The sequence below is a fragment of the Bradyrhizobium sp. RT6a genome (genome assembly GCF_040547675.1).
GTDB lineage: Bacteria > Pseudomonadota > Alphaproteobacteria > Rhizobiales > Xanthobacteraceae > Bradyrhizobium.
In genome coordinates this window covers 88,392-105,104 of the sequence record NZ_JBEPQC010000007.1, presented here as the reverse complement: position 1 = coordinate 105,104, position 16,713 = coordinate 88,392, and the positions used below count along the sequence as shown (strand labels likewise).

The window sequence follows — 16,713 nt, the reverse complement described above, 5'->3', positions numbered from 1 at the left end:
ATACCCTGACCTGAATCGTCCCGGCATGTCCGGGACGATTTGTTTTTAGCTGCGCGTCGCCGTCGTCGAGGACGGTACCAGCACCGGCTTCGCCAGCGAGGGAATCAGCCGCGCCCGCTCGCGCTTGGCGGGGATCGCGCGGTAGACCTGCTTGGTCGCCTCGACGATGTGCACGCCGGCAAAGGGCAGCGACAGCGCGGCGCCGGCGCGCTCCCACATCTGCGCGGATTTCAGCACCCAGCCGCCGGCATAGGGCGGCATGAACAGCGCCTCGCCCCAGGTGGTCGGGGTGAACCAGGTCTGGCGCAACAGGTCGGTGATCTGCGAGCGCGAATAGGGCCGGCCGTGACCGAACGGCGTGCTGTCGGTGCGGGTCCACACCCCGCGCCGGTTCGGGATGACCGCAATCATGCGGCCGGACGGCGACAGCACGCGCCACACCTCGCGCAGCAGCGCGGCGGGATCGTCCGACATTTCCAATGCATGGACCAGCAGGATGCGATCGACCGCGGCGTCGGGAAGCGGCAGCGAGAACTCATCCACCAGCGAGGCGAGCGCCGGCCGTCCCGTCGGCCATTTCAGGACGCCCTGGGCCGACGGCATGAAGGCAATGCAGCGCTCCGCGTCCTCGCGGAACAACCCGAGATAGGGTGTGGGATAACCGAAGCCGAGCACCCGCTGGCCGTCGACGCGTGGCCAGCGCTCCCGAATGCCGCGATTGATCATTTGCCGCGCCACAATCCCGAGGCGACGGGAGTAGAACTCGCGGAGGTCGACGACATCAATGGTCATGATCGCAATGTAACATGCACGAGGCGGCCCCCGCGCGCGGAATATTGCATTGCCTGCGCAACGTTAACGCCATATTTGTCTGACGGAGCTGAGCGCGATGGAGATGACATGGCCGCCGAAATTCGTACTTTCACCTGTTTAAACGACAATTTCGGCTATCTGATCCACGATGTGGAAACCAAGGCGACGGCGTCGATCGACGCGCCGGAGGCCGGCCCCATCCTGAAGGCGCTCGAGCGCGAGGGCTGGCAGCTCACGGACATCCTGATCACCCATCATCATGGCGATCATGTCGGCGGGGTCGCCGAGCTCAAGCAGAAATACAATTGCCGCGTCGTCGCGCCGCATGACAAGACGACTAGGATCGCAGACGTCGACCTGCGCGTCGCCAATGCCGAAATCGTCAAGGTCGGCAGCTTGCTGGGACGCGTACTGGAGACGCCCGGCCACACGCTCGACCACATCTCCTACGTGTTCGACACCGAGAAAGCGCTGTTCGCCGCCGACACCCTGTTCTCGATCGGCTGCGGCCGCGTGTTCGAGGGCACCTATCCGATGATGTGGGATTCGCTTCTGAAGCTGCGTGCCCTGCCCGACGACTTCAATCTCTATTGCGGCCATGAATATACGGCGTCCAACGTCAAATTCGCGTTGACCGTCGACCCCGACAATGCGGCGCTGCAGGCGCGCGCGGCGGAGGTGGCGAAGCTGCGGGCCGAGAACAAGCCGACCATTCCCTCGCTGCTTGGCGACGAGAAGCGGACAAACGTGTTCCTGCGCGCCGACGAACCGTCGATCGCAGCCAGGCTGCACATGAAGGGCGCGGATGCCACCGCGGTGTTCGGCGAGCTGCGAGAGCGCAAGAACAAATCTTGAAGAACAAGTCCTGAAGAACAAATCCTGACGGGAATCGATGCCGACCGCAGCCGAGATCATCGCGCGCCTCGAACTCCGCCCACATCCCGAAGGCGGGCATTACCGCGAGACGTTTCGCGACCAAACCACGGACCTCAACGGCCGCGCGCGCTCGACGCTCATCTACTTCCTGCTGGCGCGCGGCGAGCGCTCGCACTGGCATCGCATCGATGCTGTCGAGAGCTGGCACTATTACGCCGGCAGCCCGCTGACGCTGCGCATCGCGCACGACGGCTGCTCGCAGCACGAGGTGCGGCTCGGCACGGATCTGTTGAACGGCGAGCGGCCACAGGCGATCGTGCCGGCCGATGCGTGGCAGACGGCGGAGACCACCGGCGAGTGGACCCTGGTCGGCTGCACCGTGGCACCCGCCTTCGAGTTCGCCAAGTTCGAGCTCGCGCCGAAGGGCTGGGAGCCGTGAGGCACCCTCGTTCCAGCCTGCGCCGGCAATGACGCTATCGCTTCCGCAGCACCATGTCCTTCGCGGCGATCAGGCCGCCGCCGGCGATCAGGATCGCGGCGATGGTGATGTTGGCACTCGCCTTCGCAAAGCCAGCGGCGATGAGGAAGCCGGTCGAGAGCAGCGGCGTCGCATAGGAGGCGGCGCCGAGCACGCGGATGTCGCCGCGCTTCATGCCGATGTCCCAGGCGTAGAACGCCGCACCGACGGGACCGATGCCGAGCGCGATGACGGAAAGCCATTGCAGTGTCGTGTCCGGCCATACCGTGGTTTCAAGCAAACCATGCATCAGCGCGGCAAGCACCGCGGTGGCGAGGCAGAATCCGGCGACCGCATCGGTCGGCACTGCCTTCAAGCGCCGCGACAGCACCGAATAGGTTGCCCAAACGAACGCTGCGATGAAGGCCGCGGCCAATCCCGGCAATTGCTCCGGCGTGAAGCCCAAGGTGTTGCCGGCGAACAGCAGCACGGTGCCGAAGAGGCCGAGCATGGCGCCGACGATGTGATGCGCGGCCAGCCGCTCGCCCGGCAGAAACGACGAGAACAGCACGATCAGGAGTGGCCACAGATAATTCAGCAGGCCGGCTTCAGCCGGTGGCGCAAAGCGCAACGCGAGGAAATACAGCGCGTGATAGCCGAACAGTCCGCCGACGCCGACGGTCCACACGACCAGCGGCTGACGCAGGCTTTTGGCCGCCTCGCCGCGGCCGATCCAAGTGAGCAGGCCGACCAGACCGCCGATCGCGAACGTCATCGCGGCCAGCTGGAACGCCGGGATTTTTCCGGTCGCCACCGTCATTACTGACAGCAGCGACCACATCAGGATCGCGGTCAATCCGATCAGCGTTGCCGTGCGGGGAGTCATCGATCAAAAGGCTCTGAGGACGTTTATGCCCGGCACAAGGCCGGGCATTTTCGTCTTCACTATCGCCTTGTCGCGCCTGAAGCTACAGGCATTTGGCTCAGCGACGTCCAGCCGAGAGAATTGGCGTCATCAGGCTTGGTATTGGCCGCCGTTGATGGTCAGCGTCGAGCCGGTCATGAAGCCGGCCTCGTCCGCCGCCAGGAACACGACCGCGCGCGCGATCTCTTCCGGTTCACCGAGCCGGTTCACCGGGATCTGCGGGATCACGTTCTTTTCCAGGACGTCCTTTGGCACGGCCTGCACCATTTCGGTGTTGATGTAGCCGGGACAGATCGCGTTGACGGTGATGCCGCCCTTGGCGTTCTCGAGCGCGAGCGCCTTGGTGAAGCCGATGTCACCGGCCTTCGCCGCGGAATAGTTGACCTGGCCGAACTGTCCCTTTTGGCCGTTGATCGACGAGATCGAGATGATGCGACCGAACTTGCGCGCACGCATGCCTTCAATGATTGGACGCGTCATGTTGAACAGCGAACCGAGGTTGGTATTGATGACGGCGTTCCACTGCTCGAGGGTCATCTTGTGGAAGGCGGTGTCGCGGGTGATGCCGGCATTGTTGACGAGCACGTCGATCGGGCCGACCTCGGCCTCGACCTTCTTCACGCCCTCGGCGCAGGCATCGAAATTGCTGACGTCCCATTTGTAGACCGCGATGCCGGTCTCGGCCTTGAACTTCTCCGCCGCCGCATCGTTGCCGGCATAGCTCGCCGCAACCTTGTAGCCAGCCGCCTTCAGCGCCTTGCTGATTGCAGCTCCGATGCCCCGCGTACCACCCGTCACCAATGCAACACGTGCCATATCGTATTTCCTTCCCTTGGACTCTTCGGACGTTTCTGAGTGATCGTTTTTAAGTATGGATTATGGGGGACGTTTGACGGACATCAAGAACAAAACGCCCGGCGTCGAGCCGGGCGTTTCTCTTTAGTCGAGGCTTGTACGGTTGCGAAGAATATTTGATTTGCAACCGCTGCCTTTTTAATCGCGTGCAACGCACTCAGCAACGCGTGCAGCGCACGCGCAAATGATGCGTCAACTATCTCAGTCGCGCGCCACACACATCGCGATACCCATGCCGCCGCCGATGCACAGCGTGGCGAGACCCTTCTTCGAATCGCGCTTCTGCATTTCGTGCAGCAGCGTCACCAGCACGCGCGCGCCGGAGGCGCCGACCGGATGGCCGATCGCGATCGCGCCGCCGTTGACGTTGACCTTTGAAGTATCCCAGCCGAGGTCCTTGTTGACCGCACAGGCCTGCGCCGCGAAGGCTTCGTTGGCCTCGATCAGGTCGAGATCGCCGACATTCCAGCCGGCCTTCTTCAGCGCGGCGCGCGAGGCCGGGATCGGGCCCGAGCCCATGATCTTCGGATCGACGCCCGCCTGCGCCCAGGACACGATGCGCGCGAGCGGCTTCTTGCCTTCTTTGGCGGCTTGCCTGGCGGTCATCAGCACCACGGCGGCAGCGCCGTCATTGATGCCGGAAGCAGAGCCCGCGGTGACCGTGCCGTCCTTCTCGAAGGCGGGACGGAGCTTCGCCATCGCGTCGACCGTTGCGCCATGGCGCGGATATTCGTCGGCGCTGACAACGACATCGCCCTTGCGTCCCTTGATGGTGACGGGAACGATTTCGTCGTTGAATTTTCCGGCCTTCTGCGCGGCCTCGGCCTTCTGCTGCGAGGCGACCGCGAACTCGTCCTGCTGGGCGCGGGTGATCTGCCACTGCCGCGCGACGTTCTCGGCGGTGTTGCCCATGTGATAGCCGTTGAAGGCGTCCCACAGGCCGTCCTTGATCATGGTGTCGATGAATTCGACTGCACCCATCTTGACGCCGCCACGCAGATACTGGGCGTGCGGAGCCATGCTCATGGATTCCTGCCCGCCGGCGACCACGATCTCGGAATCGCCGTTGAGCAGCGCCTGATAGCCGAGCGCAACGGTGCGCAGACCCGAGCCGCAGAGCTGGTTGACGCCCCAGGCCGGGCTCTCGACCGGAATGCCGGCATTGATCGAAGCCTGACGGGCCGGGTTCTGGCCTTGGGCGGCGGTCAGGATCTGGCCCATGATGACTTCGGAGACCCGGCCGGGCTCGATGCCGCCGCGCTCCAGCGCGGCCTTGATGGCGATGGCCCCGAGATCATGGGCGGGAAGGGTTGCGAACGCTCCGTTGAAGCTTCCGACCGGGGTGCGGGCGGCGCTGACGATGACGACATCGTCTGACATGGGCATCTCCTGGGTTGTATGGGGGCAGACGGGGCTGGGGAAACGGCTCGCCAGTCTCGGACGGCATCCTGTTAACGTCGTTGAGGCATGTCAATCGGCCGGCGGCCGAATTCATCCCGCAGCGCATTCAAAATAGCGTTCTTGGCGCTTTCGCAAGCACGTTTTTGCTGCCCGATTAACCGTGGCGCACAAAACGGTAGCGTGACCCCTTTGAAAATGCTTATTTTGTTGCGTTGCGTACTCTTCCCGCCCTGCGGCATAGCCCGACAGGTTCCCGTTCTCCGCGTCTTGCAAGTGAGAGCCCATGGCGAAATCAGACCAACCCACCACCATCAAGAAATACGCGAACCGCCGGCTCTATAACACCGGAACGAGCACTTACGTGACGCTGGAAGACCTCGCCGCCATGGTCAAGGACGGCGAAGATTTCCTGGTCTACGACGCCAAGACCGGCGACGACATCACCCGCTCCGTGCTTGCCCAGATCATCTTCGAGCAGGAGAACAAGGCCGGCCAGAACCTGCTCCCGACCACCTTCCTGCGCCAGCTCATCCGCTTCTACGGCGACAGCATGCAGATGGTGGTGCCGAAATATCTGGAGCAGGCCATCGCGTCGCTCACTCAGGAGCAGGAGAAGTTCCGCAAGCAGATCGCCACCTCCCTGTCCGGAACCCCGTTTGCGCCGCTGGAGGAACAGGTCCGCCGCAACATGGAGCTGTTCCAGCAGACCTTCTCGATGTTCAAGCCTTTCGCGCCCGGCGCGGCACGCCCCGCAGGCTCCGCGGAGCCGGCCCCGGAGGCGACCGCCGAGGCGCCGAAGGACAGCAACATCGACGATCTGCGCCAGCAGATGAAGGACATGCAGGAACGCCTCGAGCGGATGTCGAAGAAGGACGAGTAGATCGTCCCTCTGCGCCGGCTCCCGGCAAGCCGGAGGACGCGCATGTCCGACCGAAGCACCCATTGGGACAATGTTTACGCCACCAAGGGCGAAGCCGAGGTCAGCTGGTTTCAGAACAGTCCGGCGACTTCGCTCGCGATGATCCGGGCGGCCAATCCGGACCGCGCGGCCGCGATCATCGACATCGGCGGCGGCGCATCGCGACTTGTCGATGCTCTCCTGCTGGACGGATATCGCGACGTCGCCGTGCTGGATCTCTCAGCCAATGCGCTTGATGCTGCAAAGAAGCGAATCGGCGCAGCCGCTTCGAGGGTCGACTGGATCGTTGCCGACGCCACGACATGGCGCCCGACAAAGGCATACGATCTATGGCACGATCGCGCGGCGTTTCACTTCCTGACCGATTCCGGCGACAGGACCGCTTACATCGAGCGGCTGCGGTCGGCGGTTGCGCCCGGCGGCCACGTCATCATTGCGACGTTTGCACTCGACGGCCCCGAGAAATGCAGCGGCCTGCCGGTGCAGCGTCATGACAGCGCGAGTCTTGCGGCGGAGCTCGGGCCGGGGTTCGAGCTGGTCGAAACGCGCAACGAGGCGCACCACACGCCGTGGAATTCGACGCAGGCGTTTCAGTTCAGCCGGTTCAAGCGACACAGCTAAGGGCAGCGCGAATCAGGCCGCCAGCTTCACCGCGTGGGCAAAGTCCCAATAGAGCTTGCGCGCGCGAATGTAGAGCGGGCCCGGCTTCAGCTCGCGGTCGTCGATGCGGATCACCGGCGCGACTTTTGCGAAATTGCCGGTCGAAAAGATCTCGTCGGCGGCGAGGAAGTCGGCATAGCGTAGCGTCTTCTCGACCACGGTGACGCCGTCGGCGCGAAGCAGGCTGATGACGCGCTGGCGGGTGATGCCATTGAGGAACGTGCCGTTCGGCACCGGCGTGTAGACCAGGCCGTCCTTGGCCATGAACACGTTGGAATTGCCGAACTCCGCGACGTTGCCGAGCATGTCGAGCATCAGCGCGTTCTGGAAGCCGCGCGAGGCGGCCTCGGCAAGCGCGCGCGAATTGTTCGGATAGAGACAGGCGGCCTTGGCCTCGACCGGGGCGCATTCGGCGGTGGGCCTGCGGAACGGCGACAGCGTGATCGCGCTGCCGACGGGTTTTGGCATCGGCGCCTCGTAGATGCACAGGCACCAATCGGTAGTCTCGGGATCGAACAGCACGCCGCCGCCCGAGCCGTTCCGCGCCCAGTACATCGGACGGACGTAGAGCTCGGCATTCGGCGCGAAGCGTGCGATGCCCTCGTTTGCGAGCGTCATCCAGGTTCCGGTATCGACCACCGGCTTCAGGCCAAAGTTGATCGCGGATTGATTGGCGCGGGCGACGTGGCGGTCGAGATCGGGCGCGACGCCTTCGAACGCACGCGCGCCGTCGAACACGACCGAGCCGAGCCAGGCCGCATGCGTGCGCGGACCCATGATCGGCACATTGCCGTCATGCCATTTGCCCTCGAAGAAGGTCCAGCTCGGCGAATATGCGATGGGCTTTTTGATCTCGGCCATGACCGGCCTCCCCCTTGGCGTGGTGCCGCATTATAGCGCCACTATTGGGCGCAATTTCTAAATGATTCCCTGCGGGAAAATGGTGAGTTACCCTCCCGGAAGGGGAAAGGAAGCACCATGCCGCTCGATCCGCTCGCAAAGCGTTTGTTGACCATGATGGCTGCGGCTGCGCCGCAGGCACGGAGCCGGCCCAGCGTGGAGGCACGGCGGCAATCATTGGCAAAGCTGATGCAGTTTGCGCGCGCCGATGCGCCTGACGTGACGACGTCCGACGGCATGCTGCCTGGCCCCGGCGGCGCGCTGCCCTATCGCCTCTATTCACCGGCAAGCGCGGCTGATCGCGCGCCCGGCTTCGTGTTCTTTCACGGCGGCGGGCTCGTTGCGGGCAGCATTGCCACGCATGACCGCATCGCGGCGGCGCTGGCACATGCGACCGGCTGCCGTCTCGTCTCGGTCGATTACCGGCTGGCGCCCGAGCACAAATTCCCCGCCGCCGTGGACGATGCGATCGCAGCCACCGAATGGGTGGCGCGCGAGGCCGCATCGCTCGGCATCGACGCCGGGCGTCTGGTGCTCGGCGGCGATTCCGCGGGTGCAACGCTCGCTGCGATCGTGTGCCAGGAGGCGGCGCAGAGCGCAGGCCTTTCCATCGTCGCGCAATGCCTGATCTGTCCGGTGCTGGATTTCGAGGAGGCCTCACCTTCGCGCGAGGCGTTCGCCGAGGGCCACCTGATCGATCGTATCACGATCGAAGCCGATCTCGCCGACTATCTGCCCGAAGCCCTGGATGCCGCCGATCCCCGCATCTCGCCCTTGCGCGCGACACGGCTTGCGGGCCTGCCGACCGCCATCATCCACACCGCCGAGTTCGACCCGATGCGCGACGAGGGCAATGCCTATGCCCGCAAGCTGCTCGCCGCGGGCGTTGCCGTCGAGCACGTCTGCCACGAGGGCATGGTCCACAATTTCCACGCCATGGGCGCAATTCTGCCGCAGGCGCAGCTCGTGCTGTCGCAGATCGGTGAGCAGGTCAGGCGGGCGGTGGGGACGTGAAGCACCTCGTTTTGCCATCTCCAAAGACAGGAGAGGGAAGAGAACGCCTCACGCTCTCGCCTCGATGACGGAACGCGCTGCCGCGACGTAGTTTGGCCAATGCGCGTCCGCGTAGCGCTCGGCCTGTCGCGCGCAGGTGACGTCGGGCGCATGCGCAGCCGCAATCATGCGCGCAAAGCGCTCTTCAGCGACCGTCACATCGTCGGACGCGGCCGACGGCGCGGCTCCTGCGGCGGTCGGCGCAACGGCGAGTCCCGCCAGTCCGGCGAGCAGGATGCGGCGTGACGTGTCCATGGCTGTCGTTCTCCATTGTCCGGCCTGCACTCTGGCGGGGGACTGTGTCGGTGCGGTCACGGCAAGGTACCTGCGTGCATTCGCACCGTCCACCGATTGCGGACACCGCGTGACCACACGGGCGATCACAATCCAGCAGGCAGTTCCGCCATCAGACGCGTCGGATTGTCACGACAGCGGCCGCTCCCCTCATCAGACGACGGCCGAATGCGTGAACCAATTATTAGCCCTCTCGCAAAATCGCGCACCAGCTTACCCTTCTGCAAGTAAGCTTCGGGCAAACTGGGCCGCTTTCGCCTGGGAGGTTGGGAATGCCCCGCTTGGTATCGGAACGAACGTTCCTCGCCGGCCAGATCTTCTTCAACTTCGGCCAGTCGACGATCGATTGCGTCGTGCGCCGGATGTCCGAAGACGGCGCGATGCTGGAGATGCAGAGCAGCCTCGGCGTGCCCGATCGGTTCCAGCTCCGGCTCGCAGGCCAGGAGGTCCTCTCCTGCCGTGTGCTCTGGCGGTCGGACCGTCAGGTCGGGGTTGCGCTCGGAGCGGAAAATCATATCGAGCCGAAGGCCGTCGACGAGCAGGAGCGGCGAACCGATTCGCTGATACGCGGACAGATGCTAGCGCTTCGCGCGGCTCTCGATTTCGTTCCGCTGGGCATCGTGCTGCTGGACGCCAATCTCCGCGCGCAGTTGATCAATCGGGCGTTCCGGCAGATGTGGCTCCTGCCGGAGGAAGTCGCCAACAGCAACCCGTCATTTGCGACGCTGATGCATCATGGCCGCGATACGCTCGCCTACGAGATTCCGCCGGCCGAGCTGGAGGCTTATGTCGCCGAGCGCGTCCGTCAAATACAGGCAGGCGATGCGTCTCCGCGCGACCTGCGCCGTACCGGCGGCGACGTCGTTCGGATGCAATGCACGCCTCTGCCCGACGGCGGGCGGATGCTGACCTATACGCCGGTCACCGACATCGTGCGCTATTCCGACGAGCTGAAATTGCTGCGCGACGCCCTCGAGAATGTCGAGGACGGCGTGCTGCTGCTCGACCGCGATCTCAATGCCAGCTTCATGAACCGGCGCATGCGACGATTCTGGGAGGTAAGCGAACAGGATGCCGCCGCCCGCCCGACCTATGCATCGTTGGTGAGCCGGGTGCACCGTGCGAGCGCGCCGGATCTGCCGGCTAACGAACTGGCGAAATTTCCCGTCAAGCGCGTCGCCGAGGTCAAGGCGGGCGATCATGTGCGCGACCTCCAGACACCGGATGCTCGGCGGATCAGGGCCCACTGCACCACGATGTCGAACGGCGGCCGCATGCTGACCTATGTCGACATTACCGATCTCACCAACAAGGCCAACATGCTGGAGCGTCTGGCCACCACCGACCCGCTCACGGGCCTCTATAACCGCCGCCATTTGCTCGGCTCGCTCGAGGCCGAATGGAGCCGCTTCCAGCGCTACTATCGCTCTGTTTCGGTCCTGATGCTCGACATCGACCATTTCAAGTCGGTCAACGATCGCTATGGTCACGCGGTCGGAGACGAGGCGATCAAGGCCGTGTCGGCCGCATGCCTCGATGGCAAGCGCAAATCGGACGTCGTCGGCCGCTTCGGTGGCGAGGAGTTCGCGATTCTGCTGCCGGAGACCAGCCTGTCGCGTGCAAGGATCGTCGCCGAGAGAATCCGCAAGCGCGTAATGAGCTCGCAGATCGTTGCCAATCAGGTTCAGTTCGGCGTCACCGTGAGCATCGGCATTGCGGAAGCCAGTGTCAGCATGTCCGGCATCGACGCCTTGATGAGTGCGGCCGATCACGCGCTCTACCAGGCGAAGGCCGAAGGTCGCAACCGCTGCATGGCCTGGTCGCCCCCGCCGCCCATGAACAAGGCGGCGGAGTGATCGCACCGCGGATCTATTCCGGCACCGGCACGTCGAACGTGTTCAGCGTGACCGACACCATGCAGTAAACGCCAACGAGATAGGACAGTTCGGCCGCGCCGTGCTCGCCGAATTCCTTGACCGCGGCCCGATAAGTCAGTTCCGGCAGCACGCCGCCGCTGACCAATGCGGACGCCACGTCGTAGGCGACGGCCTCCTGCTTTGTGAGATCCACCGGGCGCTGTCCGGCGACGATGGTCGCGAGCTTCTCGTCGGAGAGGCCGCGCTGCTCGGCGACCAGCACATGCGCATAGAGTTCGTAGCCGGAGCGGAAATGCGAGCCGGTGACGAGTATCGCGACCTCACGCACCGGCGCCGGCAGCAGCGGGTTCGCCGCGATCGCCTTGACCAGCTCCCACACGGGCTTGCCGAAGCGCGGCTCACGGATCCAGGGATTCCAGGGACCGAGCAGCGCGCCATCATCGCGCATGTTCACAAAGCCCTTGAAGTGGTCCTTGATGCCGGCTCGCATGTCATCATAGAGCGGCTTCTGTTCGGCACTCAGGTCTTTCGGATCGAGAATGGGAAGGCGCACGGCAGGTCTCCTCGTTGAGAGGCGCGAGGCTCGCCCGCGCGACGGCGCAAGGCAAGTGAAGTTGCCGTGACGGCCGTGCAATTTTGTAAATGGCAGGGAGGCGCCAGCTATAAGGCCTCAGGATTTCGCAAGTTCTGCGGATTCGTTACGTCTTCGACCTCAAGCGCCAGTGGCTCCGCTGTATCGAGGAATGACGACAGGGCCGCCTCGAACGGCTCTGGATCGAGACCGCGCGCTTTCAGCCAGGCGGGCTCATAATAGGTCTGCCGGTAGCGCTCGCCGGAATCGCAGATCAGCGTCACCAGCGACCCCGTCTGATTCGTCTTTCGCATCTCCGAGGCGAGCCGGCACAGCGCCAGGAAATTGGTGCCCGTAGAGCCTCCCACCGGGCGGCGCAGCCGGCGCGACAGCACGTTCATCGCCGCGATCGTCGCCGCATCGGGGATCTTCATCATGCGGTCGACCACGCCCGGCACGAAGGAGGGCTCGCAGCGCGGCCGGCCGACACCTTCAATCAGCGAGGGGCGGTCGCAAACATGGGAGCGGTCCTGCGAGCTGAAGCAGTCGAAGAAAGCGGAATGCTCGACATCGGCGACGCATAGCCGTGTCGGGTATTGGCGATAGCGCAAATAGCGTCCGATGGTGGCCGAGGTGCCGCCGGTGCCCGCGCCCATCACGATCCAGTCCGGCAGCGGGCGCGGCTCTCCCTGCAATTGGGTGAAGATGGACTCGGCGATGTTGTTGTTGCCGCGCCAGTCGGTGGCGCGCTCGGCGAAGGTGAACTGGTCCATGTAGTGGCCGCCCAGCCGCTCGGCCAGCGCGCCGGCCTCGGCATACAGCGCACGGCCGTCGTCGATCAGATGGCAGTTACCGCCGTAATGCTCGATCGCGGCGATCTTCTCCGCCGAGGTCGTGCGCGGCATCACGGCATAGAAGGGCACGCCGATCATCTGCGCGAAATAGGCTTCCGATACCGCGGTCGATCCCGACGAGGCCTCGACGACAGGCGTACCTTCGCGGATGTGGCCGTTGCAGAGCGCGTAAAGGAAGAGCGAGCGCGCGAGCCGGTGCTTCAGGCTGCCGGTCGGATGCGTCGACTCATCCTTCAGGTAGATGTCGATGCCCGATAGCGCCGGCACGATCAGCCGGATCAGATGCGTGTCGGCCGTGCGGCACTGGTCGGCCTCGATCGCGGCGACGGCTTCGTCGACCCATCCGCGCCGATAGGCCGGCCCGGCCGGATTGAGGTGGCGGAAGGGGAATGACTGCATCAGCTGAATCTCTCATGATGCGGATCGCGCATCAATAGCTCCCGCTCAAAACTCCAGCGGCGCGTTGTCGACGACTTCCTTCATCACGAAGAAGGTGCGGGTCTGGCGCACGCCGGGCAGCGCGATCAGTTGCTCGCCGTGGATACGGTTGAAATCCTCCATGTCGCCGACGCGGATCTTGAGGAAATAGTCGAAGTCGCCGGCGACGAGGTGACAGTCGAGCACGAATTTCAGCCTGGTGATCGCCTGCTCGAAGATCGCAAAGCTCTCCGGCGTCGAACGGTCGAGCACGACGCCGACCATCACCAGCGTGCCCTTTGCCACCTTCTTCGGCGCGACCATGGCGCGGACGGCGGCGATGAAGCCGTGCTCGAACAAGCGCTGGGTGCGGCGATGGCAGGTGGCCGGACTGATGGCGACGGTTTCGGCCAGCTCCGCATTGCTGAGCCGGCCGTTATTTTGCAGCAATCGCAACATCTTAAGGTCGATACGATCGAGACGGGCGGACATGGAAGAAGCTTCCGTAAATGACATCTACTGCGAAAGGAATAGCACGCATTGGCCTCAATATCGCAAGATCGGCCGCAATAGAGGCGCAATATTTGAAAGCACCTTTTGGCAGCCTGATGCTAGCGTTTTCGCAGACATTAACGCCAATCAGGATGACCTGACGATGCTCGAAAAATTCGCGCGCTATCCGCTTACCTTTGGTCCGACACCCATCGAGAAGCTGGAGCGGCTGTCAAAGCATCTCGGCGGCAATGTCGAGGTCTATGCCAAGCGCGAGGACTGCAATTCCGGCCTCGCCTATGGCGGCAACAAGCTGCGCAAGCTCGAATACATCATCCCCGACGCGATCGCCTCGAACGCCGACACGCTGGTCTCGATCGGCGGCGTGCAGTCCAACCACACCCGCATGATCGCGGCGGTCGCGGCCAAGATCGGCATGAAGTGCCGCCTGGTGCAGGAGGCCTGGGTGCCGCACGAGGACGCCGTCTATGACCGCGTCGGCAACATCATGCTGTCGCGCATTATGGGCGCCGACGTGCGCCTGGTCGACGACGGCTTCGACATCGGCATCCGCAAGAGCTGGGAGGAGGCGATCGAGGAGGTGAAGGCGGCGGGCGGCAAGCCTTATGCGATTCCCGCCGGCGCCTCCGTGCACAAATTTGGCGGGCTCGGCTATGTCGGCTTCGCCGAGGAAGTGCGCAAGCAGGAAGCCGAGCTCGGCTTCAAGTTCGACTACATCGTGGTCTGCACCGTCACCGGCTCGACCCATGCCGGCATGCTGGTCGGCTTCGCCGCCGATGGCCGCGCGCGAAAGGTGATCGGCATCGACGCGTCCTTCACCCCGGCGCAGACCAAGGCGCAGGTGCTCTCGATCGCACAGAACACGGCCAAGCTCGTCGAGCTCGGCAAGGATCTCGTCGCCGACGACGTCGTGCTGATCGAGGATTACGCCTATCCCGCCTATGGCGTGCCGTCGGAAGAGACCAAGGAGGCGATCCGCCTCACCGCGCGTCTCGAAGCCATGATCACCGATCCCGTCTACGAGGGCAAGTCGATGCAGGGCCTGATCGACCTCACGCAGAAGGGCTATTTCGAGAAGGGCGCAAAGATCCTCTACGCCCATCTCGGCGGCGCGCCGGCGCTGAACGGCTATGGGTATGCGTTCCGGAACGGGTGAGGTTGCCCGCCTCGCGCCTCATTTACCGCTGTCGTCCCGGCCTAGTGCGCAATTGCGCACGGGGCCGGGACCCATAACCCCAGGGAGCAGTTTGGCGAGGAGCGCCGTCGCGCGTGCCCCAAGACAGATCACGCGGTATGGATCCCGGATCTGCGCTCCGCTTCGCTGCGCTTGTCCGGGATGACGATGTGGAGAGAGTTGGGGCGCTAACAACCGCCACCGCGCCCTACCGCGTCCTGACGATCTGCAGCAGCTCGTCGCCGTAATGCTCGAGCTTCTTGTCGCCGATGCCGGGCACGTTGCGCAGCTCGTCCAGCGTGGTCGGCCATGCGCGAACGATGCCGTCGATGGTGGCGTCATGCAGCACGACGTAGGCCGGCACGCCACGTTCGCGGGCAATGTCCGAGCGCCACGCTCGTAGCCGCGTGCGCAATTCAGGATCGACATCGCCCTGCGGCGCGCCGGGCGCCGGCGCCAGATCACCGCGGCGGGACTTGGCGCGGCTCGAACGGATCCGGGCGCCGGGCGCTTCCTCGCGCAGCCACACTTCCGTTTCGCCTCGCAGCACGCCGCGCGACGAATCCGTCAGCTTCAGCGCGCCGAAAGCTTCGCTGTCACTCAACAAATGTCCCATCGCCACGAGCTGCCGCAGCACCGTGCGCCACTGCTTCTCGTTGAGCTCGCGTCCAATGCCGAACACCGTCAGCTTGTCGTGGCCGAACTGCGTCACCTTCTCGGTCAGGCGTCCGATCAGCACGTCGATGAGATGCATCGCGCCGAAACGCTGCCCGGTGCGATAGGCACAGGATAGCAGTTTTTGCGCCAGCACCTTGCCGTCGCGCATTTTCGGCGGCGTCAGGCAATTGTCGCAATTGCCGCAGCCCTCGCCCATCACGATCTCGCCGAAATAGGCGAGCAGCCGCCGACGCCGGCAGTGCGGCGTTTCGGCAAGGCCAACGAGCGCATCGAGCTTGCCGATCGAGACCCGCTTGAATTCCTCGGAGCCGCTCGACTCGTCGATCATGCGGCGCTGCTGCACGATGTCCGAGAGACCGTAGGCCATCCAGGCCGCCGACGGCTTGCCGTCACGGCCGGCGCGTCCTGTCTCCTGGTAATAGGCCTCGATGCTCTTGGGCAGATCGAGATGCGCGACGAAGCGCACGTCGGGCTTGTCGATGCCCATGCCGAAGGCAATGGTCGCGACGATGACAATGCCGTCCTCGTTGAGGAAGCGGTCCTGGTTGCGCGAGCGCACGCTGCTGTCGAGCCCGGCGTGATAGGGCAACGCCGCAATGCCGGCGTCGTCGAGCGCGGCAGCGACCTCCTCCACGCGTTTGCGGGACAGGCAATAGACGACGCCCGCATCGCCCGCGTGACGATCCCGAATGAAATCCTTGAGCTGCGACACCGCATTGCGCTTGTCGACGATCTCATAACGGATGTTGGGACGATCGAAGCTGGAGACGAAGTGCGGACTGTCTGCAAGCTGAAGCCGCTCGACGATTTCCTTGCGGGTCAACTCGTCGGCCGTCGCAGTCAGCGCGATGCGCGGCACGTCGGGAAAGCGCTCGGCGATGATCGACAGGCCGACATATTCGGGGCGGAAATCATGCCCCCATTGCGAGACGCAATGCGCCTCGTCGATCGCGAACAGCGCCACCTTCGCCCGCGCCAGCAGCGCCAGGCAGCGCGGCGTCACCAGTCTCTCCGGCGCGACATAGAGCAGGTCTAGATCACCCGCGATCAGGCGCCGCTCGATATCGGAGGCTTCCTGCGGGGTCAGCGACGAGTTCAGCGCGGCGGCGTTGACGCCTGCTTCGAGCATGGCGGCGACCTGGTCGCGCATCAGTGCAATCAAGGGCGACACTACGACACCGCAGCCTTCGCGCAGCAGCGCCGGCAGTTGATAGCACAGCGACTTGCCTCCGCCGGTCGGCATCAGCACCAGGCAATTGCCGCCGTCGGTGACGTGCCGGATGATCTCGCCCTGCGCGCCGCGGAACCCGGGCAGGCCGAACACCGAACGCAGCACCGACAGCGCATCGCGGCCGTTTTGGAGCGCAGGAAGCGGAGCGGTGGAAGGAGGGGACATGGAGTGGCGGACCTGGGATTCGTCCCAAGGCCAGTCGCATGACCGCGCAGGCGTGGCAAGACTGTTTGCGGAGCGAGACG

Annotated in this window: 17 protein-coding genes; 7 read left to right on the top strand and 10 right to left on the bottom strand. The window is 64.4% G+C overall.

What is annotated here, in order from left to right; all coding sequences use genetic code 11:
* Positions 1–45: 45 nt before the first annotated feature.
* Complete coding sequence (locus ABIC03_RS29805) at positions 46–792, bottom strand: class I SAM-dependent methyltransferase (RefSeq protein WP_354063374.1); 747 nt, start codon at positions 790–792, stop codon at positions 46–48.
* A gap of 108 nt (positions 793–900) precedes the next feature.
* Here ABIC03_RS29805 and gloB point away from each other — a divergent pair, with 108 nt between their 5' ends.
* Entirely contained in the window at positions 901–1,668 is a 768-nt protein-coding gene (gene gloB / locus ABIC03_RS29800; protein WP_354063372.1) for a hydroxyacylglutathione hydrolase, read from the top strand.
* Between the two features lie 37 nt (positions 1,669–1,705).
* Positions 1,706–2,128 (top strand): cupin domain-containing protein, encoded by a 423-nt coding sequence (locus tag ABIC03_RS29795; protein WP_275172702.1) that lies wholly within the window; start codon positions 1,706–1,708, stop codon positions 2,126–2,128.
* A gap of 34 nt (positions 2,129–2,162) precedes the next feature.
* Here ABIC03_RS29795 and yddG read toward each other — a convergent pair whose 3' ends face one another.
* The 3 genes from yddG to ABIC03_RS29780 all read right to left on the bottom strand — a co-directional run bounded on the left by yddG (position 2,163) and on the right by ABIC03_RS29780 (position 5,306).
* Positions 2,163–3,032: an aromatic amino acid exporter YddG gene (yddG, locus tag ABIC03_RS29790; RefSeq protein WP_354063370.1), complete on the bottom strand. Its 870-nt coding sequence runs from the start codon at positions 3,030–3,032 to the stop codon at positions 2,163–2,165.
* A gap of 129 nt (positions 3,033–3,161) precedes the next feature.
* Entirely contained in the window at positions 3,162–3,887 is a 726-nt protein-coding gene (phbB, locus tag ABIC03_RS29785) for an acetoacetyl-CoA reductase (RefSeq protein ID WP_275172699.1), read from the bottom strand.
* 240 nt (positions 3,888–4,127) lie between these two features.
* Complete coding sequence (locus tag ABIC03_RS29780) at positions 4,128–5,306, bottom strand: acetyl-CoA C-acetyltransferase (RefSeq protein WP_275172698.1); 1,179 nt, start codon at positions 5,304–5,306, stop codon at positions 4,128–4,130.
* Between the two features lie 304 nt (positions 5,307–5,610).
* Here ABIC03_RS29780 and phaR point away from each other — a divergent pair, with 304 nt between their 5' ends.
* Complete coding sequence (gene phaR, locus ABIC03_RS29775) at positions 5,611–6,207, top strand: polyhydroxyalkanoate synthesis repressor PhaR (RefSeq protein WP_354063367.1); 597 nt, start codon at positions 5,611–5,613, stop codon at positions 6,205–6,207.
* Between the two features lie 42 nt (positions 6,208–6,249).
* Positions 6,250–6,867: a class I SAM-dependent methyltransferase gene (locus tag ABIC03_RS29770; RefSeq protein WP_275172696.1), complete on the top strand. Its 618-nt coding sequence runs from the start codon at positions 6,250–6,252 to the stop codon at positions 6,865–6,867.
* A 12-nt stretch (positions 6,868–6,879) separates the two neighbouring features.
* Here ABIC03_RS29770 and ABIC03_RS29765 read toward each other — a convergent pair whose 3' ends face one another.
* Positions 6,880–7,767, bottom strand: a complete 888-nt coding sequence (locus ABIC03_RS29765) for a branched-chain amino acid aminotransferase (protein ID WP_354063365.1) — start codon at positions 7,765–7,767, stop codon at positions 6,880–6,882.
* A 117-nt stretch (positions 7,768–7,884) separates the two neighbouring features.
* Between ABIC03_RS29765 and ABIC03_RS29760 the strand changes: the two genes are divergently transcribed.
* Positions 7,885–8,820: an alpha/beta hydrolase gene (locus ABIC03_RS29760; protein WP_354063363.1), complete on the top strand. Its 936-nt coding sequence runs from the start codon at positions 7,885–7,887 to the stop codon at positions 8,818–8,820.
* Positions 8,821–8,868: 48 nt separating this feature from the next.
* On the opposite strand, the gene ABIC03_RS29755 is transcribed toward ABIC03_RS29760, so the two are convergent.
* Positions 8,869–9,114, bottom strand: a complete 246-nt coding sequence (locus ABIC03_RS29755) for a hypothetical protein (RefSeq protein ID WP_354063361.1) — start codon at positions 9,112–9,114, stop codon at positions 8,869–8,871.
* Positions 9,115–9,425: 311 nt separating this feature from the next.
* On the opposite strand from ABIC03_RS29755, the gene ABIC03_RS29750 reads away from it, so the two are divergent.
* Positions 9,426–11,009: a sensor domain-containing diguanylate cyclase gene (locus ABIC03_RS29750; RefSeq protein WP_354063359.1), complete on the top strand. Its 1,584-nt coding sequence runs from the start codon at positions 9,426–9,428 to the stop codon at positions 11,007–11,009.
* A gap of 13 nt (positions 11,010–11,022) precedes the next feature.
* Here ABIC03_RS29750 and ABIC03_RS29745 read toward each other — a convergent pair whose 3' ends face one another.
* The 3 genes from ABIC03_RS29745 to ABIC03_RS29735 form a co-directional block, all read right to left on the bottom strand.
* On the bottom strand, positions 11,023–11,583 hold the full coding sequence (locus ABIC03_RS29745; RefSeq protein WP_354063357.1) for a carboxymuconolactone decarboxylase family protein: 561 nt from the start codon (positions 11,581–11,583) through the stop codon (positions 11,023–11,025).
* Between the two features lie 107 nt (positions 11,584–11,690).
* On the bottom strand, positions 11,691–12,854 hold the full coding sequence (locus tag ABIC03_RS29740; RefSeq protein WP_354063355.1) for a PLP-dependent cysteine synthase family protein: 1,164 nt from the start codon (positions 12,852–12,854) through the stop codon (positions 11,691–11,693).
* 45 nt (positions 12,855–12,899) lie between these two features.
* On the bottom strand, positions 12,900–13,364 hold the full coding sequence (locus tag ABIC03_RS29735) for an Lrp/AsnC family transcriptional regulator (protein WP_007599137.1): 465 nt from the start codon (positions 13,362–13,364) through the stop codon (positions 12,900–12,902).
* A 163-nt stretch (positions 13,365–13,527) separates the two neighbouring features.
* On the opposite strand from ABIC03_RS29735, the gene ABIC03_RS29730 reads away from it, so the two are divergent.
* Positions 13,528–14,541 (top strand): 1-aminocyclopropane-1-carboxylate deaminase, encoded by a 1,014-nt coding sequence (locus ABIC03_RS29730; protein WP_354063352.1) that lies wholly within the window; start codon positions 13,528–13,530, stop codon positions 14,539–14,541.
* A 226-nt stretch (positions 14,542–14,767) separates the two neighbouring features.
* On the opposite strand, the gene recQ is transcribed toward ABIC03_RS29730, so the two are convergent.
* Entirely contained in the window at positions 14,768–16,633 is a 1,866-nt protein-coding gene (gene recQ, locus ABIC03_RS29725) for a DNA helicase RecQ (RefSeq protein WP_354063350.1), read from the bottom strand.
* Positions 16,634–16,713 lie beyond the last annotated feature (80 nt).